The 25,408-nt window shown below is 66.8% G+C and carries 20 protein-coding genes, 3 pseudogenes and 1 riboswitch; of the genes and pseudogenes, 13 read left to right on the top strand and 10 right to left on the bottom strand.

All coding sequences use genetic code 11. From position 1 onward, the window contains the following. Positions 1-127 precede the first annotated feature (127 nt). Positions 128-298 (top strand): annotated as a pseudogene (locus ACYQ8K_RS23550) (wax ester/triacylglycerol synthase domain-containing protein); the annotation flags it as partial. Here ACYQ8K_RS23550 and ACYQ8K_RS23545 read toward each other — a convergent pair. From ACYQ8K_RS23545 to ACYQ8K_RS23505, 9 genes are all read right to left on the bottom strand, one after another. After that, positions 240-584 carry a 1-acyl-sn-glycerol-3-phosphate acyltransferase gene (locus ACYQ8K_RS23545; RefSeq protein ID WP_459972814.1) on the bottom strand — a complete coding sequence of 115 codons (345 nt, stop codon included), beginning with the start codon at positions 582-584 and terminating at the stop codon, positions 240-242. The pseudogene ACYQ8K_RS23550 and the gene ACYQ8K_RS23545 overlap by 59 nt on opposite strands. A gap of 92 nt (positions 585-676) precedes the next feature. Further along, complete coding sequence (locus ACYQ8K_RS23540; RefSeq protein WP_459972777.1) at positions 677-1,945, bottom strand: cytochrome P450; 1,269 nt, start codon at positions 1,943-1,945, stop codon at positions 677-679. Positions 1,946-2,329: 384 nt separating this feature from the next. After that, the gene (locus ACYQ8K_RS23535; RefSeq protein WP_459972775.1) at positions 2,330-3,814 is read right to left on the bottom strand and encodes an aldehyde dehydrogenase family protein; all 1,485 of its coding nucleotides are present in this window, start codon (positions 3,812-3,814) and stop codon (positions 2,330-2,332) included. Between the two features lie 114 nt (positions 3,815-3,928). Then, complete coding sequence (locus tag ACYQ8K_RS23530; RefSeq protein WP_459972773.1) at positions 3,929-5,143, bottom strand: cytochrome P450; 1,215 nt, start codon at positions 5,141-5,143, stop codon at positions 3,929-3,931. A 9-nt stretch (positions 5,144-5,152) separates the two neighbouring features. Continuing rightward, on the bottom strand, positions 5,153-6,169 hold the full coding sequence (locus tag ACYQ8K_RS23525) for an SDR family oxidoreductase (RefSeq protein ID WP_459972771.1): 1,017 nt from the start codon (positions 6,167-6,169) through the stop codon (positions 5,153-5,155). Next, entirely contained in the window at positions 6,162-7,316 is a 1,155-nt protein-coding gene (locus ACYQ8K_RS23520; RefSeq protein WP_459972770.1) for a spirocyclase AveC family protein, read from the bottom strand. Before ACYQ8K_RS23520 ends, ACYQ8K_RS23525 begins: the two co-directional genes overlap by 8 nt. Further along, positions 7,316-8,434, bottom strand: coding sequence for an ABC transporter substrate-binding protein (locus ACYQ8K_RS23515; protein ID WP_459972768.1), 1,119 nt, complete (start codon positions 8,432-8,434; stop codon positions 7,316-7,318). The genes ACYQ8K_RS23520 and ACYQ8K_RS23515 overlap by 1 nt, the downstream gene beginning before the upstream one ends. A gap of 83 nt (positions 8,435-8,517) precedes the next feature. After that, on the bottom strand, positions 8,518-9,384 hold the full coding sequence (locus ACYQ8K_RS23510) for an AAA family ATPase (RefSeq protein WP_459972767.1): 867 nt from the start codon (positions 9,382-9,384) through the stop codon (positions 8,518-8,520). 56 nt (positions 9,385-9,440) lie between these two features. Beyond that, entirely contained in the window at positions 9,441-11,207 is a 1,767-nt protein-coding gene (locus ACYQ8K_RS23505) for a VWA domain-containing protein (RefSeq protein WP_459972812.1), read from the bottom strand. 82 nt (positions 11,208-11,289) lie between these two features. Here ACYQ8K_RS23505 and ACYQ8K_RS23500 point away from each other — a divergent pair, with 82 nt between their 5' ends. The 9 genes from ACYQ8K_RS23500 to metE all read left to right on the top strand — a co-directional run bounded on the left by ACYQ8K_RS23500 (position 11,290) and on the right by metE (position 21,432). Beyond that, complete coding sequence (locus tag ACYQ8K_RS23500) at positions 11,290-12,264, top strand: SDR family NAD(P)-dependent oxidoreductase (protein WP_459972765.1); 975 nt, start codon at positions 11,290-11,292, stop codon at positions 12,262-12,264. A gap of 2 nt (positions 12,265-12,266) precedes the next feature. After that, positions 12,267-12,722: a nuclear transport factor 2 family protein gene (locus ACYQ8K_RS23495; RefSeq protein WP_459972763.1), complete on the top strand. Its 456-nt coding sequence runs from the start codon at positions 12,267-12,269 to the stop codon at positions 12,720-12,722. A 44-nt stretch (positions 12,723-12,766) separates the two neighbouring features. Then, positions 12,767-13,933 carry an acyl-CoA dehydrogenase family protein gene (locus ACYQ8K_RS23490; RefSeq protein WP_459972761.1) on the top strand — a complete coding sequence of 389 codons (1,167 nt, stop codon included), beginning with the start codon at positions 12,767-12,769 and terminating at the stop codon, positions 13,931-13,933. Then, a complete protein-coding gene (locus ACYQ8K_RS23485) occupies positions 13,930-15,051 on the top strand; it encodes an acyl-CoA dehydrogenase family protein (protein WP_459972759.1) in 1,122 nt (373 codons plus the stop codon). The genes ACYQ8K_RS23490 and ACYQ8K_RS23485 overlap by 4 nt, the downstream gene beginning before the upstream one ends. Continuing rightward, the gene (locus tag ACYQ8K_RS23480; protein ID WP_459972810.1) at positions 15,051-15,698 is read left to right on the top strand and encodes a nitroreductase family protein; all 648 of its coding nucleotides are present in this window, start codon (positions 15,051-15,053) and stop codon (positions 15,696-15,698) included. Before ACYQ8K_RS23485 ends, ACYQ8K_RS23480 begins: the two co-directional genes overlap by 1 nt. A gap of 138 nt (positions 15,699-15,836) precedes the next feature. Further along, complete coding sequence (locus ACYQ8K_RS23475; RefSeq protein ID WP_459972757.1) at positions 15,837-17,114, top strand: TetR/AcrR family transcriptional regulator; 1,278 nt, start codon at positions 15,837-15,839, stop codon at positions 17,112-17,114. A 96-nt stretch (positions 17,115-17,210) separates the two neighbouring features. After that, positions 17,211-18,053 (top strand): SDR family oxidoreductase, encoded by an 843-nt coding sequence (locus ACYQ8K_RS23470; protein ID WP_459972756.1) that lies wholly within the window; start codon positions 17,211-17,213, stop codon positions 18,051-18,053. A gap of 75 nt (positions 18,054-18,128) precedes the next feature. Beyond that, complete coding sequence (locus tag ACYQ8K_RS23465) at positions 18,129-18,770, top strand: SDR family oxidoreductase (protein ID WP_459972754.1); 642 nt, start codon at positions 18,129-18,131, stop codon at positions 18,768-18,770. A 51-nt stretch (positions 18,771-18,821) separates the two neighbouring features. After that, positions 18,822-19,024, top strand: a riboswitch (cobalamin riboswitch). 137 nt (positions 19,025-19,161) lie between these two features. Continuing rightward, positions 19,162-21,432 carry a 5-methyltetrahydropteroyltriglutamate--homocysteine S-methyltransferase gene (gene metE, locus ACYQ8K_RS23460; RefSeq protein WP_459972752.1) on the top strand — a complete coding sequence of 757 codons (2,271 nt, stop codon included), beginning with the start codon at positions 19,162-19,164 and terminating at the stop codon, positions 21,430-21,432. Between the two features lie 51 nt (positions 21,433-21,483). Here metE and ACYQ8K_RS23455 read toward each other — a convergent pair whose 3' ends face one another. Next, complete coding sequence (locus tag ACYQ8K_RS23455; protein ID WP_459972750.1) at positions 21,484-23,235, bottom strand: DUF3556 domain-containing protein; 1,752 nt, start codon at positions 23,233-23,235, stop codon at positions 21,484-21,486. Positions 23,236-23,360: 125 nt separating this feature from the next. Between ACYQ8K_RS23455 and ACYQ8K_RS23450 the strand changes: the two genes are divergently transcribed. The 3 genes and pseudogenes from ACYQ8K_RS23450 to ACYQ8K_RS23440 form a co-directional block, all read left to right on the top strand. Beyond that, the gene (locus ACYQ8K_RS23450) at positions 23,361-23,582 is read left to right on the top strand and encodes a hypothetical protein (RefSeq protein ID WP_459972749.1); all 222 of its coding nucleotides are present in this window, start codon (positions 23,361-23,363) and stop codon (positions 23,580-23,582) included. Positions 23,583-23,741: 159 nt separating this feature from the next. Then, positions 23,742-24,110: pseudogene (locus ACYQ8K_RS23445) on the top strand (flavin monoamine oxidase family protein); the annotation flags it as partial. A 77-nt stretch (positions 24,111-24,187) separates the two neighbouring features. Continuing rightward, positions 24,188-25,320, top strand: a pseudogene (locus ACYQ8K_RS23440) (13E12 repeat family protein); the annotation flags it as partial. Positions 25,321-25,408 lie beyond the last annotated feature (88 nt).

Below are 25,408 nucleotides of genomic sequence, written 5' to 3'. Positions count from 1 at the left end.
ATTGTCAACCAAGGGGTTGGGCGGGTGAAGCCCGGGGTGGTCGTGGGCATGGAAGCCGGCGCTCAGCGCCGCCGGGTGAACCAGAATTTTGCTCTCATCGCTCGAGGCGCACGGCAATAATGGTCGAGTGCAGCGGCTCAACGGTATGGACGCGATGCTGTTGTACAGCGAGACGCCGAGCCTGCACACGCACACCTTGAAGGTGGCGATCATCGACGCCGCCGACTACGACGGGGAGTTCACCTTCGACCTTTTTCGGCGTGCGCTACGCCGGCGGTTGCATCGGCTGGAGCCGCTTGTACGGCGGCAATGCCATCGGAAAGCCCTGCCGCAGCGTGTATTTCGCAGAACGCGTTGGCCATGGCGTCGGTGAGTTCATGGGTGTCGCCGAGTCGGCCCAACCATCCCGACATCGGCCCGACGAACATTCCGTGGTGTCCGAGCGTGTACAGCGGGCGCTGGTAGCCGAACCTGCGGTAGAAGGCCGCGGCGAAGATCAGCACGTCCGGCGTGAGCATGCCGCCCGAGTGGTTGCCGACGATCAGGGCACCACCGCCGGACGGCAACGATTCCAGCCCGCGCACGTCGAAGCGAAACCGGGCCCGTGCCAACGGTTCTGCCGCGCCCACCAACCGCTCGGTGAAGCCGGGGCCCCACTCGCCGACGTCGCGGTCGCTCACGAAATCGGGGTGAATTCGAGGTGCAACTGGCTCAGACCCCGCATCTGCCACGTCGGGTCGTAGATGTAGCGGCGGGCGTCCGGCGGCCCGTGCTCGGCCTCTGTGATGGCGATGTCCGCCATCCGGTCGAGTATGCGGTTCAGCGAGATTCGCCCCTCCGCGCGGGCCAACGGCGCGCCCGGACAGGAGTGATTGCCGCGGCCGAAGGCCACATGCTCGCGCACGTTCGGCCGGTCGATGCGGAACTCGTCGGGCCGCTCGAACTTGCGGGCATCCCGGTTGCTCGCGCCGGGCAGCAGCATCACCGTGCTGCCCGCCGGGATCTCGGTGTCACCGATCGTGGTCGTCGTGCGGGCCATCCGAAAATGGCACTTGACCGGACTTTCCATGCGCAGCGTCTCTTCGACGAAATTCGGTATCCGGCTGCGGTCTTCGCGGAGCAGCTTCTGCAACTCCGGCCTCTCGGCGAGCGTGCGGACCCCGAAGCTGAGCAGCTTGGTCGTGGTTTCCTGGCCGGCCGCGAACAGGAACGTTGCCAGCCGGACCACGTCGATGACTTCGGGAGTCGAGCCGTCGGGATACTTCGCCTGGGCCAGCTCGGTCAACACGTCTTCGCGTGGCTGCCGGCGGCGTTCGGTGATGTGGGTGGTGAACTTATCGTCGAGGTATTCCAGCGGATTGTGTGCGCGCGTCACCGAGTCGTCCTCGACCCCGCCGGAGAACTTGCCCGAGAACACATCCCGAAACTCTTCGTGATCCTCGACGGGAACTCCAAGCAGGTCGGCGATCACCAACCCGGAGAACGGCCGCGCATAGTCGTCGAGGAATTCACAACTCCCGCGGGACAAGAACTCGTCGAGCTGCTGATCGGCGAGCCGCCACATGAAGTCTTCATTTTCCTTGAGCCGCTTGGGCGTCAGCAGGCGGCTGAGCAGACCTCGCGTCCGGGCATGCTCGGGTGGATCCTGAGTCACGATGTGTTCGCTCATCGGGATCTGCGAACGATGTTGCTCGATCAGGCTGCCGATATCGTCACCCTCGGGCTCGAACGGCAACCCCGAAAACGGGCCGGCGACCGAGACACACGACGAGAACGCTGGATCCTTGTAGACGGCGAGCGCCTCGGAGTGCCCCGTTACCGCCATGACGCCCTGATCGGGTCGCGGCAGCACCGGGCAGCGCGCCCGGAGATGATCGAAATACGGGTACGGGTCCGGAATCAGGGACACGTCCGTGAAGAAATCAACCGATTCAAATTCGCTCAACAGGACTCCTAGGCATCCACGTAACCGCCCCCACCAACGCCAGCCCGGGCGACGTAACCTCTCCCGCCAATCTAGGACTGAACAAATATTAGGTCAAGTTGATGGCCCGGCCGGTTGAGCACTCCGGCACCGGGCCCGGTTCGTGAGGGGAATCAAACGGCGCGTGGTGGCCGGCCCCCAGCGATGGGAGAGCACCTTCATCGGGCGCGCCGAAATCGTGGGCTCCTCGGTGCAAGGAGTCAAAGTCGGCGGTGAGATTTCGTGTGGGGCATCGTCTGCACACTCAAACGGCCGCTGCCGCCGGTCCACAGCGAGATTGCCGCCACGGTCGCGATCAAGCCCGAAAACCGCGACCCTGACGGCAATCTCGCCGAAGGGTGATTCCTAGCCGGCGGGGTAGGCGACCGACTTGATCTCGGTGTACTGGTCGAATCCGGCGATACCGTTCTGGCGTCCCACGCCGCTCTCCTTGTAGCCGCCGAACGGTGTGTCGGCACCGTACGGGGCGCCGCCGTTGACGCCCATGAAGCCGGCCTTGATCCGGCGGGTCACCGACAGCGCACGCTCGAGCGAACCCGCAAACACGTTGCCCGCCAACCCGTACACGCTGTCGTTGGCGATCCGGATCGCGTCCTCCTCGTCGTCGAACGGGATGACCGAGAGCACCGGGCCGAAGATCTCCTCCTGCGCGATGGTCATCTTGTTGTCGACGTTGGTGAAAAGCGTTGGGCGGATGAAGTATCCCTTGTCGAAACCGGTTTCCGCACCGGGACCGCCGACCAGCGCCGTGGCGCCCTCTTCGACGCCCTTCTTGATGTAGTCCGTCACGCGGTCGAACTGTCGTTGCGAGATCACCGGTCCACACAGCGTCGCGGGGTCCTGCGGGTCGCCGCACGTGACGTTCTCGTAGATGTTCTTCAGGATCTCGACGCCCTCGTCATAGCGTGACCGCGGCAGCAGCAACCGGGTCGGGTTCGCACAACCCTGACCGGCGTGCATGCACGGCGCGATGCCGACCATGCACGCCGTGCCGAAGTCGGCGTCCTCCAACACGATGGTCGCCGACTTGCCGCCGAGTTCGAGGAACAGCCGCTTCATGGTCGCGGCGCCCTTCTCCATGATCCGCTTGCCGACCACTGTCGATCCGGTGAACGAGATCAGGTCGACCTTCGGCGACAGCGTCAGCTCCTCGCCCACGAAGTGATCCGACGCGGTGACGACGTTGACGACGCCCGCGGGGATATCGGTCTTCTCGGCGATCAGGCGGCCGAGCCGGTTCGCGTTGAACGGGGTGTTGGGCGCCGGCTTGAGCACCACGGTGTTGCCGGTGCCCAGCGCCTGGCCGAGCTTGTTGAGGGTGACCTCGAACGGGAAGTTCCACGGCACGATCGCGCCGACCACGCCCACCGGTTCCCGCCACACCTTGCGGGTGGTCAGCGTGCCGGTCAGGCTGATCACCTTGTCGCCCAGGTCGGTTTCCCACGCGTACTCGTCGATCAGGCGTGCGGGGTACTTCAGCCCGTCTTCCAGCGGGGCGTCCAGCTGGGGTCCGAACGTGATGGCCCGGGGAGAGCCGACCTCGAGGATGAGCTCCTCGCGCAGCTCGTCGATCTCGGACTCGATCGCCTCGTGCAGCTGCAGCAGGCAGCGCTTGCGCAGCTCCTTGTTGGTCGACCAGTCGGTCTCGTCGAAGGCGCGCCGGGCGGCGTCGATGGCCCGGTGCATGTCCTCCTTCGACGCGTCCGAAACCTCGCCCAGGGACTCCTCGGTCGCCGGGTTGATGTTGGTGAAGGTGCCGGCCTGGCCCTCGACGAGCTTGCCGTCGATCATCATTTTCGGCTCGAAGCGGACCTTTACAGCCTCAGTCATATCTGTCACTCTCTTCTGACTCGTTAGAGGGGCGTCCCGCAGAGCGCTGGTTACCCTACGGGGAGCCTTACTGGAAACTAGCCGATTGGCAAGTGGAGCCTCGGACGGGGCCGGTTATTGGGGGTCGAACAGCACCGGGACCGACGTCGGCGACCGGAAGACCTGGCCGCGAATGTGCGGGTCATCGCCCCCGGGGTCCAGCCGCAGGTTCGGCAGCCGGTCGAGCAGAAGGTTGATGGCCGTGCGCATCTCGAGCCGCGCCAGGTGCATGCCCAGGCAGACGTGCACGCCGTGCCCCCAGCCCAGGTGGCCCTTGGGCGAGCGGAAGATGTCGAACGAGTCCGGTTCGGGGTATCGGTCTTCCTGCCGGTTGGCGGCGCCCAGCATCGGCATCACGCTTGACCCGGCCGGGATCGGCACCCCGCCGAGTTCGGTGTCACGGGTGGCGACCCGGGTGATGGTCAACAGCGGCGGTTCCCACCGCACACCCTCCTCGATGGCCTGCGGCAGCAGCGAGCGGTCCGCGCGGATGGCGTCCAGTTGCTTGGGATCGGACAGCAGCGCGAGCAGCAGGTTGCCCAGCGCGCGGTAGGTGGTCTCCACCCCGGCCGGCAGCAGCAGGCGCAGAAACGAATAGATCTCTTCGTCCTCGAGCTTCTCCCCGTCGATCTCCGCCTGGGCCAGCGCGCTGATCAGATCGTCCTTGGGCTCGGCGCGGCGGGCCGCCAGGATCGGCGCGAAGTAGTCACACAGCGCGGCCGACGCGGCAAGTCCGCGTTCCGGATTCAGGATCCAGCTCAGCAGCGAGATGGACCAGCGCTGAAACTGTGGGTAGTCCTCCTCGGGCAGGCCCAGCAGCCCGGCGATGATCTGACTCGGATAGTCGAAGGTGAATTCCTTGACCAGGTCGGCCTTGCCGTTGGCGGCGAACTTGTCGATCAGGCCGTTGGCCACCCGGCCGACCAGCTCGTCCTCCCAGCGCGCCAAGGCCTTCTGCGAGAACGCCTTTGACACCAGTGACCGCAATCGACCGTGTATCGGCTCGTCCATGCCGAGCATGACGCGCTCCCCCAGGACGGGGCCGAACGCGGCGATGACGGCCGCCGAGGAGAACGTTTCGTTGTCGCGCAGCATCTGCTGCGCCTCCTCGTGCCGGTAGACGATGAAGACGGGCTTGGATTCCTCATGGGGCATCCCGGAGGTGTCCAGGCGCTGAATCGGTTCCTCGCGACGCAGCCGGGCCAGTTCGGTGTACGGGTCGCGCACGTCCCCGGAGACCGCATCGTCGAACGCGCCGAAGTCTTCCAGATCGTCGAAAAGTTGTTCCATGACTGCCCCTTAATCCCCTTGCGGTGCCGCATTTTTTTGTGACGAGAACCGACCCGCCACTGCGGCCAAACGCTGCATTACCGGCTGCGGAAGAACACGGGCGACGAAGACCATCGCCTTTTGACTTGTCGTCAACGGCCACGCACCATCGCGCATCGACCCCTGCCGGGGTATGCCCAGCACGATCCGCGACAGGTGGTGCATGCCCGATGCAGGAAGAATCCTGTTGGCCACCAACAACATCGAGGCGTCCGGGCCGATGCCCCGGCGGCGGAATGCCCCCCGGTCATCGATCGCCTTGAGCAGGCCGTCGGTGAAGCGCTCCGGCGGCCGTGCCATTTTCATCGCGAAGCGACCGCGGCTGTTCATGGTGTTGTGCAACCGGGCGTACGGGCCGCCGAAGTTGCGGTCATCGGTGGTGCCGGCGTCGGTGATGATCTCGGTGTCATATGTGCCGGCCACCAGAACCGTGACACCGAGGCCGAACGGCGCGATTTCGCACGCCATCGATTCCCCCCACCGCTCCAGCGCTCCCTTGGCCGCGGAGTACGGCGCGGTGGCGGGCTGGCCCCGCACCCCGGCCGCGCTGGATACCAGGACGATCCGCCCCTGGCCCGCCGCGCGCATCGACGGCAGCAGGGCCTGGGTGAGCGTGACGGGGCCCAGGACGCTGGTGGCCAGCATGCGCTGCCACAGCGCCATGTCGGTCTCCTCCACCATTCCGGCGGCGGAGATACCCGCGTTGTGCACCAGCGCGTACGGTGCACCCACGGTTTCTTCGATCGTCTTGGCCGCCGCGGCGATCGACGCGCTGTCGGTCAGGTCGAGCTGGACGCCGATCAACCGTTCGTCGTCGACGTCGGCTCCCGCGGCATCTTGAATAGCCTTGCGCAGCAGCGGCATTCCCCGGTCGGGGGTGCGCATGGCCGCGACCACGCGCCACCCCTCCCGATACATCCGCACCGCCGAGGCGAAGCCCAGTCCGCGCGACGCGCCGGTGATGACGACCGTACGCGGCTCAGCCATGCCGGCCCACCTTATGATCCTGGACAGCACACGCGCCCTCACCGGGCGGCGGAGGATCGACGTGGGGTCGCCCGTTGGGCTCCCCGCTCGCCCAGGTTGACCAGATGCCGACCGAGTACGGGCCCTGCGCGCCCGCCTTCTCGTAATATCCTTGGGGGTCATACACTTTCGCCTCGGGATACGGCCACGGACACGCGACCGAGGTGGCGGCATGGCTGACCTTGATGGCCCAGAACCAGCCGCCGTAGGCGAAGTAGGACACGTTGATGATGACGAACATCACCAGGAACGTGCCCAGCACCGGGCGCGACGGGAACAACTTCGCTTTTGCGGCAAGCTTTTCCGCCACCGACTTACCGGTGTCGTCGCGATAGCAGAGGATCGCCGCGGGCACCATCACGAAGCACACCGAGAACGATTCCCAGATCAGCGGGAACTGGAAGGTGGTGCCGGCGAACACCGAGCCCCAGGGGATCACCTGCGAGTAGATGTACATGCCCCAGTGGATCAGGATGTTTTCCAGGAAGGCATCGAAAATGAACCCGATCACCAGCGTGATCAGCCCCAGGCTGACCAAGGGGTGTCGCGACACGTAGCTGGTGGGTCCGTACTTTGCCTGCAGCTTGCGCAGCAGCCAGACCGCCGGGAAGTAGGGGCCGAAGTAAAACATCACGTAACCGAAGACCACGAACGGTTCCACGGTCGGCGACAACGACACCAGCGGCCAGGATTCCGGCCAGTGGACGAGGTCCGGGTTGTACACCGCGAACGGGGACCAGTTCATGATCGGGTCCTGCCACACGATGAGCGTGGTGCACAGGAACATCAACATCACCGGGCTACCGGGATTGCGGCGCCAGCCCCTGACGAAGACGATCAACAGCACGATCAGCGCCACGACCGTGGCCCAGTCCAGAAACCCGATGTAGTCCAGGCCGAACGTGAACTTCACCGGCCGCGGCCGGCCCTGCACGTTCGGGTTCGCGACGCGAGGGTCGAGGGCCACACGGCAATTCGCGATGAAGAACAGCGCGAAGGCTGCCAGCGCCGCGCCGGCGATCCAACCGCCCCAGCCGCGCTTGGCTTTTCGCTGTGGGGCGGCCGGTTCCTCCTGCTCGGCAGGCGATGTGGTTTGTTCCGTGGACATCAGTCTTCCTCTCCGAAGCGATCCACCAGGTGCGAGTTGATGCCGTCGGCGTCGAGGGTGCGTGCCACCAGGTATCCGGCACCCATCCAGGCCCGGCGTGTCCATTTGCCGAACGACACGCGGGTACCGGGCGCGCCGGACGCGGCGGGCATCATCTTGACCCGCTCCAGCGCCTCTTTGACGCCCCGGGGGCTCAACGGATGCGCGTCGGTGAACGCGCGCACCAGCGTCGCGGCGACGTCGCGGTTGACCACGGTCACGCAGAACTCGGGACGACTCCCGTTGTACTTTTTCGCGTAGCTGTCGAGGAAGTCCTGGCCGATCCGGTTCGCCTCGTCGTACTGGTCGACACCGATCCAGCCCATGAACGCGTTCCACATGATCGGGTTCACCCAGGCGTTCTGCCACGCCGTCGTGGTGAAGCGCGGCGGGTCCCAGCCGAGGGACTCGAGTGCCGGGTTGATGAAGACGATTCCGAAGCCGAAGCCCAGGTGCACGATCGCCTCGGCCTTCGCCTCGTGCAGCGTCTGCACGGCGGTGTTGATGTCCTGGGCCGTCTGCGCGATCGCGACTTCCGCGACGATCCGAATGCCCTTGCGCCGGCAGGCGCTTCGCAGATTCTTGAGGTAGCTCTCACCGATGAGGCTCTGCTCGACCAGGACACCGATTTCGCCGAGCCCGCGCTTGGCGATGAGATCGGCCAGGAAGATCGGTTCGTCGGTCATCGATCCCTGGGGGAAGGAGAAGGTCCACTCGCCAAGCCAGTCGTCGGTGCCGGTCACGCTGATCGCGGGAACTTTGAACCGTTCCTCGATCGCTTCCCGCAATGGGACGCAGTTATCGGTGATGTTCGGGCCGAAGACCACCAGGCAGCCCTCGTCGACCAGTTCGCCGTACGCGTCGATCACCGCCTTGACCGAACCCTTGGGCAGCCCCTCCACCTCGCGATAAATCATCTGCACGGAGCGGTCCATCACGCCCTGGGCGACGGCCTCTTCGAAGATGAGGTCGAACGTCTGGGTGAAGGAGGCGAACAGGTCTTCGGGGAACCCCGGCGGAAGGGTGAAGTCCATCAGGTAGCCGACCTTGATCGGCTCTGCGCTGCTCTCGTAGGACATCCGACCTCCCAGGTGACTGAATTGCGCGCGCCGATCCGAAAACCTAATATTTGTTCAGACCCTAGCGGGGGCGGTATGCAGCGTCAATCATCGGACCCGCCGGACCCGTCCGAACCGAGGTAAATCTGGATCATTTCGCCCAGCGCCTTGCCCACCGCGACGTCGTCGGTCAGCGGGCCGGCGATGGCGGCCCGGGCCGCCTCGCGCATGCTCAGGCCCTCGGCGACCAGCCTGCCCGCGGCGATCAGCACCCGCGTCGACGCCACCTCGCGCAGCCCGCCCGTCTCCAGCCGGCGGATGGCCTGCCCGAACCGGACCAGCTCGGACGCGGTGGTCCCGTCGACGCCCGCCTCGTGCGCGACGATGCCCTCTTCGATATCGGCTGTGGGGAAATCGAATTCGATGGCCACCATCCGCTGCCGCGTCGAATCCTTCAGATCCTTCAGCACGCCCTGATAACCGGGGTTGTAGGACACCACCAGGCCGAATCCGGGCGCCGCGTCCAGCGTGACGCCGAGTCGCTCGATCGGCAGCTGACGCCGGTGGTCGGCCAGCGGATGCAGCACCACCGTGGTGTCCTGCCGGGCCTCCACCACCTCGTCGAGATAGCAGATCGCGCCTTCGCGCACCGCCCGGGTCAGCGGACCGTCCACCCACACCGTCTCGTCGCCGCGCAGCAGGTAGCGGCCGACCAGGTCCGCCGTGGTGAGGTCGTCATGACAGGCGACGGTGATCAGCGGCCGCCCCAGGTCGTGTGCCATCGCCTCGACGAATCGGGTCTTTCCACACCCGGTCGGACCCTTCAGGACCAGCGCGAGGCCCTGGCGGTAGGCCGCCTTGAAAACGGCCTCTTCGCCGCCGACCGCTTGGTAGTAGGGCCGCACGTCTTCCTTCCCGTCCGCGTCGGACGGACCGCCGTTGAAGTATGCAAGCCCGGACTCGTTGGCCATAGCTTCCCTTCTGCTACTTCCGGCGGTTGAAGCCTAACCGGAACAGATGTTTGTTTTCAAGCGCCCGGATGGGCCGTGTTGACGCTCCCGCGCGCCAACTGTGTTCTGGGACTTGGCATCACCGATATCCGGCGGCGAACCTCCGCCGAGCGCAGGGCGGATCGGAACAGCGGTCCGATGACACCGGCGAGCTGATCGGGGTGCGCGATGGTGGCGTGCGCGGTGCTGCCGAACACCCGGCGCAGCGACGGCACGTCGGTTCCCGCGCCGATCGTCAGGCACACGCAGCCCGTCCCCCGGCGGCGAGCCTCGGTCAGCGCGCGGCGCGCGTCCGCGGCGCCGTAGGCCCGCTCGTATCCGTGGTCGTAGGCCAGGCCGTCGGAGAGCACCACCAACAGCCGCCGTGACGTACCGCCGCGCGCCTCCAGGGTCGCCGACCCGTGCCGGATGGCCGCGCCCAGCCGTGAATACGCGCCCGGTTCCAGGCTGTTGAGCCGCCGGATCACCTGGGCGTTCAGGTGGTCGTCGAACCGCTTCACCGGCACCATGTTCACCGCGCGACGACCCTGCGAGTAATACGCGTACAGGGCGACGCGGTCGCCGAGGTCGTGCAACGCCACGGTCAGGCTGGCGACCGCCGCCCGCTGTTGTTCGTGCACCGTGCGCCCGACCGTTCCCGGTTCGCCCGACGAGCCCGACACGTCGAGCAGCAGCAGCACCGACAGGTCGCGCCGGCGCCGCAGGCTGTCGAGATACACGGCCTCGTCGGGCACCGACCCGGCCCGCACCTCGACCCGGGCCTCAACGGCCGCGTCGATGTCGATGTCGTCGCCCTGCGCCTGCCGGTGCCGACGGTGCAGGCCCATCCCGAGCCGCGACAGCGGCCGCCGCACGCCGATGGCGTCGTCGATGGCCTGCGTTGCCGACGCCTTGATCTGCGGCTCGACCTCGCGCACCGTGCACCACGCGGGCCGGTAGCTCTTGCGCGCGACGTCCCATTCCGGATACCGCACACCGTCCGCAGCGGCGTGGCCCTCGTGATCGGCGTCCCCCTCGTCACCGCCGGAGGTCGAGGCCAGGGACGTCACGGCGTACACGCCGCGCTTGCCCGAGTTGGTGCGATGCGTCGGGTTGTCCGCGCCGGGGGGCCCGCCACCGCTGCCGGTCTTGCGCGCCGACGAGAGCATCTTCTTCAACCACTTGCCGATGAATCCGCCCCCGCCGACCGGGCTGGTGAACAGGTCGGGGTCGTCGGAGTCGTCGACCTCGCCGTCGTCGAGCTCCTCGAGTTCCGTTGTGCCGTTACGGCGCGGCACATGGCCGGCCTTCGCCTCGTCGCCTTGTTTGGCCGAACGGGCGAACGCGGACATCACCTTTGCCGCGCGGATCACGCCGAACTCCGGCGGCGGGTCTTCCAGCGCCACCCGTGCGGCGGCAATGTCGAGCGACGCGTTGGGTGAGTCGCTGCGCCCCGCGATGCCGCGGTCGCCCAGCGACGCCAAAACGGTTGGCAGCAAGGGGGCGTTGGCGGCCAGAGCGCGGTGGCCTTCGACCGAGAGGTAACGCTTGGCCAGCTTGCGGCGGCGAACCAGCGCGCCCACCACATCGGGCTCCAGGCTGCCGGCGGCGATCATCGACGCCTGCACGGCTACGGCTTTCAGTTGCGCGCGCGGCAGCGCCACGGCATCGACGTGAATCGTCTGGCCGTCGGTCCATGCCGGTTCACCCGGGGGCAGCCCGGCGACCGCGACGGCCCGGCCCGCGAGCGCGGAGGCGAGCATGCCCAGGGCCTGCAGTCGGTCGGCACCGGCGCCGTCCTCCACGCTCAACCTCCAGAGTGTTGACCAAATATCTGTTCCACCGTAAAGTCCGGCTGCACAGCAGTCAATGAATCAGGAGCACATGATGATTGACTTCACCGGCCAGGTGGCGGTGGTGACCGGTGCCGGTCGGGGACTCGGTCGGCTGTACGCGCTGGATCTGGCCCGCCGCGGCGCCGCCGTGGTGGTCAACGATCTCGGTGGCTCGATGCGCGGCGACGGTTCCGACAGTGGCGTCGCCGACGAGGTGGTCGACACGATCAAGCAGGCCGGCGGGACCGCGATCGCTTCGTACGACTCCGTGGACAACCCGGCCGGCGGCCAGGCGATCATCGATGCGGCCGTGGACACCTTCGGGCGCCTGGACGCCGTCATCAGCAACGCCGGCATCTTCGGCAGCGCGCCCTTCGAAGACATCACGCACGACGACTGGACGCGGATGCTGCGCGTGCATCTCGACGGCGGCTTTCACCTGTCCCAGCCCGCGTATCGCGTCATGAAGAACAACGGCGGCGGACGATTCGTGTTCATCTCGTCCTCCGCCGGGATCTTCGGCCAGCCGATGGAGGCCCACTACGCGGCGGCGAAGGCCGGTCTGGTCGGGTTGACGAACGTCATCGCCATCGAAGGCGAAGCACACGGAATATTGGCCAATTCCGTTATGCCGACCGGTTTCTCGCGGATGGTCACCGAAACCGTCGGCGACGAGAAGTTCCTCGCCGAATCGGGCTTCATGCAAGCCATCCAGCCCGAGCTCGTCGTGCCGCTGGTGACATTCCTGGCCAGCGCCGCCTGCACGTTCAGCCACCGCAACTATTCCGCGGCCGCCGGCCGCTACGCGCGGGTGTTCGTCGGTCTCGCCGAAGGCTGGCTCGCCGACGCCGAAAGCCGGCCCACCGCCGAGGACATCGAGGCGAATCTCGAGCGGATGTCCTCGACGGAGAAGTTCATCGTGCCCGCGTCGATCGTCGACGAGGTGCTGGAAGTGTGTGAGCGGCGTGGCGTCAGCCCGATGCCGGGCAACGTTGAGATCGCATTCCCCCAACCCCGAGGGAGCTGACCGTGGATGACGAATTACGCGATCAGGTCCGGCATCTCACCGACCGCGCGGAGATCCACGACTACATGCAGCGCTACGCGCGCGGAATCGACAGGCAGGACCGGGCATTGCTGCGGTCGGCCTACCACGACGGCGCCATCGACGGCGATGAGGCCCACGCGGAGACCTACTACCTGTTCGTCGGGACCGACCGTGAACCGGCGAACCACATGACGGTCTCCGAGGCTCGTCACGTGGATCGCCTGGAGCGGCGCGAAGGGCGTTGGGCCATCGTCGATCGCGTCTGCCTGGTGGAGTTCATGAACGAATCGCAATCGCTGCTGACTGACACAGCCATCGCCATGGTGCCCGGAACCCGCACACCCCGCCACGACAGGACGGACGCCTCGTACGACCGGCCGCTCGCGGCCTCGCGCGCGGCCGCCGACATCGTTGACCAGATATCCGCCCAACCGTAGAGTCCCGCTTGGTCAGGGCTTTACGACGCTGAAGACAGAGGATCGTGGACTTTTCATACCCGGCGGAAGTGGAACAGTTCCGCGGCGAGCTGCGTGACTGGCTCTCGGAGAACCTGACCGACGAGCTGGTGGCGGCGCGCCGGCCCACCGGCCGTGACGACGCCGCGTTCGAGATGTTGCGCGCGTGGAACGCGACGATGGCCGACGCGGGATGGGCCGCCGTGTCCTGGCCGCCCGAATACGGTGGGCGCGGCGCAACGGTGCTCGAGCAGCTGGTCTACACCGAAGAGACCACGCGCGCTCGAGCTCCGATGCCGCTCAACGTGATTGGGCTGAACAACATCGCCCCAGCCATCATGCAGTACGGGACCGAGTCGCAAAAGCTCACGCTGCTCCCCCGCATGATGCGCGCCGACGACATCTGGTGCCAGGGCATGTCGGAGCCCGAGGCGGGATCCGATCTCGCGTCGCTGCGCACCCGCGCCGTGCGAGACGGCTCTGACGTTGGAGACTTCGTCGTCAACGGCCAGAAGATCTGGACCTCACTGGGGCATCGGGCCGACTGGTGTCAGCTCTACGTGCGCACCGATCCCGAGGCGCCCAGGCACAAAGGGATCTCCTGCCTGATCGTGGACATGGCGCTGCCGGGCATCGAGGTCCGGCCGCTGGTCACGCTCAACGGTGACGCCGACTTCGCAGAGGTCTTCTTCCACGACGTGCGGGTGCCGGCGGACGCGTTACTCGGCCCGCTCAATGCGGGCTGGCAGGTCGCCACCACCACGCTCAGCCACGAGCGCGCCGGGGCCGCCAGGCTGTACGCGGAGATGCAGGTGCGGCTCGAAGAGTTGGTCAACGATCTGGCCGCGGCGGGCACCGGCGCGCTGGACGATCCGGTGACGCTGCGGCGCCTCGGCGAAATCGCGGTCCGCATCAAGTATCTCGAGGTCCTGTGTCAGCGGTCGATCTCGGCCACGATGCACGGCGCCTCAGAAAAACAAGCGCTGGGGTCGGCCAGCCTCGCCAAGACCGTGTGGGGCGAGATCGGCCAGGACCTGGCCGCGCTGGCCTTCGACGTCCTGGGCACCCGGGGTGCCGGCGCGCCGTGGGCGAACTACCGTCTGACGTCGCGGTCGCTGACCATCGCGGGCGGTACCACGCAGATCAACAAGAACATCACCGCACAACGGGTGCTGGGACTGCCGCGCAAATGAACCTCGAACTCACCGACGAACAGGTGGCGCTGCGCGACACCACACAGCGCTTTCTCGCCGAGAAGGCACCGATTTCGCAGCATGTGCGAGGGCTGCTCGAAGATCCGGCCGGAACGGACGAGGCGGTCTGGCGCGGTCTCGCCGATCTCGGAACCACCGGCCTGCTGGTGCCGGAGGAGTACGGCGGCACCGGCATGACGATGGTCGAGGCCGGCATCGTCGCCGAGGAGCTGGGCGCCGCGTTGCATCCGGGGCCGTGGTTGTCCACGGCGGTGGCCGCCGCGCGGACGCTGACCCGGTTCGGGGATAACGACCTCGCACCGAAGTTGTTGCGCGGCATCGCCGACGGCACCACGGTGGCCACCGTGTGCTTCCCGGATTCGGCGGACCCCTCGATCGTCGCGAGCCGACGCGATGACGCGATCGTGTTGCGCGGCGAGATCGTCGCGGTTCCCGACGCAGCGGCCGCCGATGTTCTGCTCGTGGTCGCCGGAGACGACCGTGGCAGCGCGCTTTTCGCGGTGCGGGCCGGCTCGTCGGAGTTGTCGGTCGTGCCCGAGCACGGCATCGACCAGACCCGCAAGCAGTTCCGCGTCACGTTCGATGCGGTGCCCGCGCAGCGACTGGCCGCGGCCCCCGCGGACGACCTGGCGGCGGTGATCGACGACGTGCTGATCGCCACCGCGGCCGACGCGCTCGGCGCCGCACGCGCGATCATGGGCCTGGCCGTCGAATACGCGAAGAGCAGAACACAATTCGGCCAGCCGATCGGCTCCTTCCAGGCCATCCAGCACCTGTGTGTGGACATGTTCGAGACGGTCGAACTGGCTCGCAGCGGCGTGATCCACGCGCTGTGGGCCAGTGCCGCGTTTGCGGGAGCCGACGGCCAGTCCGGCGAAGAGCGTCACCTTGCCGCGCTGCGCGCGAAGGCGTTCGCCGGGCGATTGGCCACCGTGGCAGACACCGCCATCCAGGTATTCGGTGGGATCGGCTACACCTGGGAGCACGATGCTCACCTCTACCTCAAGCGCCTGCTGAGCTGGAGCGCGTTGCGCGGCGGTCCGGACGAGTATCTCACCGAACTCGGTGCGCGCCTTGCCAAGAGAGGCCGTCAGTGATGGATATCGAGTACCTGCTCACCGCGACGCCCTCGGCCCGCAAATCGCTCGACCTCGACGCGCAGGTGGACCCCGACGACATCCGCGACTGCCTGCGGATCGCCCTGCAGGCCGCGAACGGGTCGAATGCCCAGGCTTGGCGCTGGCTGGTGATCTCGGATCCAGCGCTGCGCACCAGGATCGCCGAGCTGTATCGCCAGGCCTACCTGCTGCGGGTCGGTGGACAGCTGATCGCCGACCTGATGCCCGCGGGGACTCCCGAGAGCCGGGTGATGTCGTCGACGGAGTGGCTGGTCGAGAACATGGCGAGGGTTCCCCTGCTGGTAATCCCTTGCTATGAGCCCTATCTGCCCCGCATCGAGGGCGACGAGTCGTTTCACCTGGCCACGTTGTACGGCTCGATCTTCCCGCCGGTGTGGAATTTCCAGTTGGCGCTGCACACCCGGGGTTACGGGGCGTGCATCACCACCCTGCATCTGCATCACGAAGCGGAAATCCGGAACCTGTTCGGGATCCCGCCAACCTACGTTCAGGGTTGTCTGTTGCCGGTGGGGCGGCTGCGGGCGGGCCGCACGTTCTCACCGGCGCCCCGGCGGCTGCTCGAGGAAGTGGTTGCGCGCGACCACTGGGACGGCGCCTCGCTCTAGAATGGGGCTCTCACCGCTTTGTGCAGCGCATTCATCGCGCGCAGTCTGATAGCCTCTAACAAAGATTTGGTTCGGCAAGAGAGGACGAATGCGAATGTTCGCCACCCCGCACTCGTCCGGATTTGCACCCCGCTAACCATGGCGAAGGCCGAGTCACTGCGAGCCAGCGGCACAGCTGATTCTCCGACCCGCCGCGCCGAGATCCTGGCCACCGCCGCGTCACTGATCGCATCGTCGGGGCTGCGGACGTCGCTGCAGGAGATCGCCGATGCCGCAGGCATTCTTCCCGGCAGCCTGTATCACCATTTCGAGTCCAAGGAAGCCATCCTCGTCGAACTGATCCTGCGCTACCAGGAGGACCTGGAGCGCATCGGACGGGCCGCGCAGGAGAGGCTGGACGGACCCGACGCTCGCCCGGTCGCCGACCAGATCATCGAGCTCGGCTCCGCGATCGCCAACTGCGCCGTCGAACACCGCGCGGCCTTGCAGATGTCGTTCTACGAGGGGCCGGGTACGGATCCGGAGCTGACCAAGCTGACGCAGCAGCGGCCGGTGGCCATCCAGGAGGCGATGCTGCAGACGCTGCGCGCCGGCCGGTGGAGCGGCTACATCAAACCCGACATCGATCTGCCGACGTTGGCCGATCGCATCTGCCAAACCATGCTGCAGGTCGGCCTCGACGTCATGCGGCACAGCTCATCGGCCAACCAGGTTGCCGAACTGTTGTGCCGAATCATCCTGCAGGGCTTGGCAACTCGTCCTCCCACCGACTCCGCGCTGGACCGGTCCAACGCCTTCGCCGCCGCCAAGGACGTCATCGCGACGTGGTCCGACGACAGCGACGCGGACCCGAGCGACAAGGCGGCGCTGGTGCGCGCGGTGGCGCGAACCGAGTTCGGGCGCAGGGGGTACGAGGTCACGACCATCCGGGACATCGCCTCGGCGGCCGGCCTGGGCACCGGCACGGTGTACCGGGTGATCGGATCAAAGGACGAACTCCTGGACTCGATCATGCGTTCTTTCGGCAAGAAGGTGGAGGCGGGCTGGATCAGCGTGCTGCGTTCCGACGCCACCCCCACCGAGAAGCTGGACGCGCTGAGCTGGGTCAACGTCAATGCGTTGGATCAGTTCTCCGACGAGTTCAGGATTCAACTGGCCTGGATGCGGCTGTCGCCGCCGACCGCGAATCCGGGCTGGTCGTACACGACGCGCCTGCGGCAGATGAAATCGCTGCTGTCCGAAGGGCTTCGCTCCGGGGAGATCGCGATGGACGCCCCGTCGACCGCCATGCTGGCGCGCTGCCTGATCGGCCTGCAGTGGATTCCGGAGAACATCCTCGCCGAGATCGGGAAACGCCCCGCTTTGCTGCATGTTCGCGACACGGTGCTGCGCGGCGTCGCCGTCCGCGGCAAGTAAACCCCAATTAACCGCCCCGGTATTGAACCAAATAACTGTTACCCATACAGTTGAGCAGTTAGAACCGCGTTGGCATTATCCGAGAAGGGGATTTCCATGACCATTGTCGATCGGTTGCGCTACGACGGCAAGCGCGCTCTCGTCGTTGGCGGCGCGACTGGCATGGGCGCCGCAGCGGCCAAGTCAGCGGCCGAGCTGGGTGCCGAAGTCATCGTGATGGACTACGCGCCGGTGGACTTTCACGTCGCCCAGTCCGTTCAGGTGGACCTGCGCGACCCCGCGTCCATCGATTCCGCCCTCGAGCAGATCGAGGGCCCCATCCACGCGGTGTTCTCCGCCGCCGGCGTCGCCGACGGCACGATCGACCTGATGAAGATCAACTTCATCGGTCACCGCCACCTCATCGACCGGCTGCTGGAAAAGAACCAGCTGCCGAACGGCGCGGCGATCTGCTTCATCTCCTCCGTGGCCGGCATGGGCTGGGAGAACGACCTGGACCTGATGCTGGAATTCCTGGCCACGCCGGACTTCGCGGCGGCCGAGGCATGGTGCCAAGCGCACGAGGCCGAAGGCATCAACCATTACGGCACCAGCAAGAAGGTGATCAACACCTACGTGGCCACCCAGGGCTATCCGCTGGCGAAGAAGGGCATTCGGATCAACGCGATCTGCCCGGGCCCGACGGATACCCCGCTGGCCCAGGCGAACGCGGACCTGTGGCTGTCCTTCGCCCAGGACTACCGCGACGAGACCGGCTCGAAGGTGCACACCCCCGAGCAGATGGGCGACGTGATGACCTTCCTCAACAGCGAGGCGGCCTGCGGCGTCAGCGGGATCACGCTGCTGGTGGACTCCGGACACACCATGGCCTCGATGACCGGTGCCTACGCGCCCGGCAAGCCGATCATCGACATCATCATGGGCAAGGTGAAGCTTTAGTGGCGATCGCGAGCGCGGCGTAGCCCGGCGAAGCGGGTCGCCACCATCAGGCTTAGCCACGCTACCGTCGGGGGCATGGCACGAGTCATCGTCGTCGGCGGACACGGCAAGGTCGCGCTGCAGCTCGCCCGGATCCTGACCGAACGCGGCGACCGGGTGAGCTCGGTCTTCCGCAATCGCGACCAATCCGACGACGTCGCGGCCACCGGCGCCGAGCCGGTGGTGGCCGACATCGAGGGGCTCGACACCGACGCGCTGGCCACCCTGGTGGCCGGGCACGACGCGGTCGTCTTCTCGGCAGGGGCGGGCGGAGGCAATCCGGACCGGACCTATGCCGTCGACCGCGACGCGGCGATCCGGGTGATCGACGCCGCCGCACGGGCGGGCGTCAAGCGGTTCGTGATGGTGTCCTACTTCGGCGCGGGTCCCGATCATGGTGTGCCGCAAGATGATCCGTTCTTCGCCTATGCCGAGGCCAAGGCCGCCGCGGATGCCCACCTGCGGGACAGCGGGCTGGACTGGACGGTGCTGGGTCCCGGCCGGCTAACACTGGAACCGGCGACCGGCAAGATCGTCCTTGCGAAGGGCAAGGGAGAGGTATCCCGCGCAGACGTCGCGCTCGTCGTGGCCGCCGCGCTGGCCGACGATTCGACCATCCGGCGGACCATCGAATTCAACAACGGCGACATCCCGATCGCCCAAGCGCTCGCGAACTGACTAAACTGCTCCTCGCAGCTGGTCTGCTTGCGTCGCAACCGCGGCGCGGGCATCGAGCGAGGCAACGTTAGTAACGCTTCGTGAGAGGGAACCCGGTGAGAATCCGGGACTGTCCCGCAACGGTATGCAGGAACGACCGCCGTCAGAGTTTTTGGCAAGCACTGGTCACCACGACTGGGAAGCGACGGCCATTAGGAGCACCGCCCCGGTGCACGCCTGCGAGTCCGGAGACCTGCCAGCTGTGCCGGGCGCGCCGCGTCCGGCGGCTCATCGCCTCGTGGAATGGGCGTTAGGCTGCAGCCGTTGCGGTTAGTACTCGGGTACGCACCGCTAACGGATCGGCTGCACGTCCGCCGGCGGTGACCACCACGTCGATTGAAGGACGAATATCGTGACCCCTCAAGCATTCACCGCAACGGTTGTCGGCTCGCCACGCATCGGTCCCAAGCGCGAACTCAAGCGCGCCACCGAGGGCTACTGGGCCGGACGCACCAGCCGAGCCGATCTGGAAAAGGTCGCCGCCACGCTGCGCCGGGACACCTGGAAGGGCTTGGTCGACGCCGGCCTGGACTCGGTGCCGGTGAACACCTTCTCCTACTACGACCAGGTGCTCGACACCGCAGTCATGTTGGGCGCGCTGCCGGACCGGGCCGCGCAGGTCGCCGACGACCTCGACCGCTACTTCGCGGCGGCGCGCGGCAACTCCGAGGTCGCGCCGCTGGAGATGACCAAGTGGTTCGACACCAACTACCACTACATCGTCCCCGAGATCGGGCCCGCGACAACGTTTTCGCTGAACCCGGACAAGGTGCTCTCGGAGCTGAAGGAAGCCCGAGGCCTTGGGATTCCGGCCCGGCCGGTGGTCATCGGCCCGGTCACGTTCCTGCTGCTGAGCAAGGGCGTCGACGGTGGCGGCGCGCCGATCGAGCGGCTCCAGGAGCTGATCCCGATCTACTCCGAACTGCTGTCGCTGCTCGCCGACAACGGCGCGCAGTGGGTCCAGCTCGACGAGCCGGCGCTGGTCACCGACATCTCCCCCGACGCGCCGGCGCTGGCCGAGGCGGTCTACAACAAGCTGGGTTCGGTGAGCAACCGGCCGGCCATCTATGTGGCCACCTACTTCGGTGACCCCGGCGCCTCGCTGGCCGGGCTGGCCCGCACGCCGGTGGAGGCGATCGGCGTCGACCTGGTCTACGGGGCCGACACCGCGATCGCCGGGGTGCCCGAGCTGGCCGGCAAGACGCTGGTGGCCGGTGTCGTCGACGGACGCAATATCTGGCGCACCGACCTGGACTCGGCGCTGGGCACGCTGGAGACGCTGCGGGGCTCCGCGGCCCACGTGGCGGTGTCCACGTCGTGCTCAACGCTGCACGTGCCGTACTCGCTGGAGCCCGAGACGGACCTGGACGACGCACTGCGCAGCTGGCTGGCGTTCGGGCAGGAGAAGGTCGCCGAGGTGGTGACGCTGGCCCGGGCGTTCAACGAGGGCCGCGACGCGGTCGCCGACGAGATCGCCTCGTCCAACGCCGCGGTGGCGTCCCGCAAGAGCGACCCGCGCCTGCACAACGACCGCATCCGGGACCGCATCGACTCGATCGTCGCATCGGGTACACACCGGGGTGACGCCGCCCAGCGCCGCGCCAGCCAGGATGCGCGACTGCACCTGCCCCCGCTGCCGACCACCACCATCGGGTCGTTCCCGCAGACCGTCGAGATCCGCAAGGCGCGCGCCGCGCTGGTCGCCGGCGAGATCGACGAGACCGAGTACCAGAGGCGGATGAAGCAGGAGATTGCGGATGTCATCAAGCTGCAGGAGAGCCTCGGGATCGACGTGCTGGTGCACGGCGAGCCGGAGCGCAACGACATGGTGCAGTACTTCGCCGAGCAGCTAAACGGCTTCTTCGCCACCAAGAACGGCTGGGTGCAGTCCTACGGCAGCCGCTGCGTGCGCCCACCGGTGCTCTTCGGCGATGTGGTCCGCCAGCACCCGATGACGGTGGAGTGGGCCAAGTACGCGCAGTCGCTGACCGACAAGCCGGTCAAGGGCATGCTGACCGGCCCGGTGACGATCCTGGCGTGGTCGTTCGTCCGAGACGACCAGCCGCTGGCCGACACCGCCAACCAGGTGGCGCTGGCCATCCGTGACGAGACCGTGGATCTGCAAGCGGCGGGCATCGCGGTGATCCAGGTCGACGAGCCCGCGCTGCGGGAGCTGTTGCCGCTGCGTCGCGCCGACCAGGACGACTACTTGCGTTGGGCCGTAGGGTCTTTCCGCTTGGCCACCTCCGGCGTCGCGGACTCCACCCAGATCCACACCCACCTGTGCTACTCGGAATTCGGCGACGTGATCGGAGCCATCGCCGACCTGGACGCCGACGTGACGTCCATCGAGGCGGCACGCTCACACATGGAGGTGCTGGAAGATCTGAACTCGATCGGCTTCTCCAACAGCGTGGGCCCGGGCGTCTACGACATCCACTCGCCGCGGGTGCCGAGCACCAACGAGATGGCCGAGTCGCTACGCGCGGCGCTGCGGGCCGTGCCGGCCGAGCGGCTGTGGGTCAACCCCGACTGCGGTCTGAAGACCCGCAACACCGACGAGGTGAACGCGTCGCTGAAGAACATGGTCGCCGCCGCCCAGGAGGTCCGGGCCGGCGTCTAACCCTCAGCGGGGGGCCGAGCGACACGCCAGCGTGGCGCTCGGCCTTCGCCGTCACTCTGGCGTGGCACTCGACGGCGACTCGTCCGAAAGCAGTTGCACCGGAACGTCGTCGGCCCACGGCTGGCGGACCACCATGTCGGCGACCCGGACGATGCCGCGCTCGAATTCACCCGTCGCCGCGTCGACCAACCGGTACTCCTGGGTCTGCTTGTGAATCGGTTGCGCGTCGAGCAGAACCACGCGGACCTCGCCCGGTTCGAAGTGGCAGCGCTGCTGCAGGGCGGCGATCAGTTGCTCGTTGTGCATGTGGCCGTCGCCGAAGTTCCAGCCGATCGCGGTGCTGCAGATCCGCTCGCCGTCGGTGATGACGTAGTCGTCCTCGTTCTGCCCCGCCATGGCGCGGTGTGCCAGCGTGAACAACGCGCGGCCGTGAGTGTTGAAGCCGCGGAACGCATATCCCATGTAGATCGGGATCTGCGCCGCCTCGGGGCTGCCGTAGAACCGCTCCAGCTGGGCCTGCGGCATGCTCGCGATCGCGACGATGCCCCTGCCGATCTTGTCGCTGGCCGAGGGCTTGATGCACCACAGCGTGGTGTCCCAGTTGCCCGCGTAGTAACGCATCCCGGGCAGGAACGAGATTTTGCGTGGAAACATGTTGCCCAGCACGACGATTCCCGCGATGACGACGAACAGGACCGCCACCACGATCGGGTGGCGCAGGTCGCGCAGCCCGATGTGGGTGTGCGCGACGAACAACGACAACACCCCGAAGATCATGAAGACGTTCCACTCCAGCGGCACGCCCATCGGGATCGAGACCAGGATCCCCAGGTGGAAACAGACCATCGCGATGGCGGCGATCGTGACGGGCAAGCCGCCGTGACAGAAGAACAGCGGTAGCGGCACCAACATCTCGATGGCGGTACTGGCGTGCGCGATCCACCGCGACAGCCGTCCCGGCCGCAGGTCATCCGGGAAGCTTTCGAAGAAGCGCCGTTTCAGCCAGCGGGGCCGCACCAGCGGGTTGTTGGACATCATCGTGGAGATGACGAACGGAAAGTGTTTGTTGAGCTTGGACGTGGCGGCTCCCATCCAGATCACCAGGAACACCACCTTGGACCCGACGATCATGTCGGGCGCGGCGAACAGGAACGTCACCGCCATCGTCGCGTACACCTCGCCCCGGGCGGCCAGGAAGATCACCTTGTCGCGCAGTCCGACCACTGCGAGCAGCAGCAGGATCAGCACGATCTTCCACGCGGGCAGCAGCCCGATCGTGGTGCCCAGTTCGGGTATCGGCCCGGTGCCGTCGGCGAACAGCGCCGCCAGCGTCACCAGAAGGAAGAGCGCGTACAGCGCGACGTCGACCGGTTTACGTTTGGTGCCCTTGGTCAGCGGGACCCGATCCGGCCACGGTGGCAGCCGGATGGTCCCGAAGCGCATCCAGTACAGAATCGAACCCATCGGCGGGAAGAACCGGTTGTTCAAAGGGCCGAAGCCGCAACCCAGCCCGATCACCTCGAAGAGCATCGTGTAGAGCACGACCTTCTCGAACACGATCGGCTCCGACCACCACGACGCGACGCGGGTGAAGCCGCCGAGCCCGTTGGTCGCCGACGCGAACAGCCATGCGCCGAGGATGTACAGCAGGATTTTGACGACATAGAACAGATGCAGCACGACCGGCGTGCCGAAGCCCACCTCGGCCCAGTGCTTGGCCATCGGCCGGATCTTTTCGCTACGCGTGCCCTTGTTCCATTCGGCCATGTCGAGCTGCGGCAGCTCGGGCTTCAGAAATCCCATGGTTTCACAGACTAGAACCTGTTCTAGGGCTGCGTGCTGCAACCTTGGCAAGAACCCTTTGCCTGCGCCTTTCGCGTAGATACCGTTGAAGGCGGGTCGTCGTGCGCTTAGGGGGATTTTTCATCATGAGCAAGCCTTGGTCCCTCGCCTGGGCAACGGTTACCGCCATCGTCGCGATCACGTCTGCCGCCGAAGGCCGTGCCGATCCGCCGATGCCCGGTGACGAGTGCACGGTGTTGCACGCGACCGCCCAGGACGTCAACCACAGACCGATGTGGTGCAACCCGACAGCGACCGGACCGCATGCGCTGGTGTGGCAATACGGCGGCCCTTCCGCAGCAGATTAGCCTGAGCACCAACATATTTCAACTATCCGACGCACCTGCGTCACTACCCGCCCGGCGGCCGGGTGCGCGAATTCCCGTGGAAATCTGAATTAACCGGCCACTGCGGGCACCCGATCAGTGTAGTTTGCTGCTGGGGTGGACGAGGTTGAGGAGCCAGACCCGGGAATCATGTGCGTCATCACCGAAGGGCCCGCGGCGCGCCGGCTGACAAGCCTCGACGAGGCCGAGCGCAGGGCGGTAGTCGTCGACGAACTCGTCGACCGGTTCGGCCGCAAGGCCAAGGCGCCGCTGGAGGTCCACGAACAGAATTGGACGGTGGACCACTACTCCGGTGGCGGAATGATCGGCCACGCCCCCACCGGCGTGCTGACCGAATTCGGCTACACCCTGCGCGAGCCCTGCGGCCGGATCCATTGGGCCGGCACCGAGAGCTCGGCCGTCATGTGCGGGTGGATCGACGGAGCCATCCGCTCCGGGGAGCGCACCGCGGCCGGGGTGACCGAGGCCGATACCGCCGCCGTCGCCTAGCCAAATCACTTGCGCCACTTTTGTTCAGTGGTTTCGGGGGGACGGTTGTTGTCGGCGGTCCCGCATATCATTCGAACATGTTTTCGAATACCTGCGAGGGGATCGGGGAGGCCATCGATGCGCTGCGCGCGGCGGTGTCTTATTTCCAGGGGCATTCGTACGAGGAGTTGACCAACCCGGAGCGTCTGGCGCTCTTGGAGATATTCGAATGCGAAACTCGCAAACTTCAAGCGCCCAGCCACCAGTTGATCAATCAGTTGGCCGCGCAGTCGGATCCGGCCGAGTTGGGGGGCAAGCTGTCCTGGGCGCTGGCCGATCGGCTGCACATCACCCGGGCGGAGGCCGGACGGCGCATCGCCGACGCCGCGGATCTGGGGCCGCGCCGGGCGTTGACCGGGGAGCCGTTGGCGCCGGTATTGCCCGCGACCGCGGCGGCCCAACGGGACGGGACGATCGGGGCCGACCATGTGGCGGTGATCCGGCGTTTTTTCCACCAGTTGCCCGAGTCCGTCGACCTCGAGACCTGTGTGCACGCCGAAAAGCACCTGGCGGTCAAGGCCGCCGAGTTCCGGCCCGACCAATTCGCCAAGCTGGCCCGGCGCCTGATGGACTGCCTCAACCCCGACGGCAGCTACAGCGATGCCGACCGAGCGCGGATGCGCGGGCTGGTACTGGGCAACCAACAGGCCGACGGCATGTCGCGGCTGAGCGGATGGCTGACGCCGGAGGCGCGCGCCACCTGGGAGGCGGTGCTGGCCAAGCTCGCCGCCCCCGGCATGTGCAACCCCGACGATGACGCGCCCGTCGTGGACGGCGCCCCGTCCGAAGAAGCGATTCACCGCGACACCCGCAGCGCCCGCCAGCGAGCCCACGACGGCCTCAACGCCGCCCTACGCGCGGTGCTCGCCAGCGGAAACCTCGGACAGCACAACGGCTTACCGGCCTCGATCGTCGTCACCACCACGCTGGCCGAACTCGAATCGACCACCGGCAAAGGTCTCACCGGCGGCGGCACCTTGCTACCCATGTCCGACGTCATCCGCCTGGGCCGGCACGCCCACCACTATTTGGCGATCTTCGACCACGGCAAACCCCTGGCGCTGTACCACGCCAAACGCTGGCCTCACCCGGCCAGCGCATCGTCCTGTACGCCAAAGGCCGGGGGTGCAGCGCCCCGGGCTGCGACGTCGCCGGCTATTACTGCGAAGTGGGCTTGCCCGTGTTTGACGGACAGTTTTCATGTGATTCTGACGTAGCTTCGTGGTGTCTGGTACCCCAGCGACGAATGCAGCCGCTTG

The sequence above is a fragment of the Mycobacterium sp. MUNTM1 genome (genome assembly GCF_054660795.1).
The sequence above is the reverse complement of the archived record's forward strand: the minus strand, read 5'-3'. Positions and strand labels throughout refer to the sequence as shown.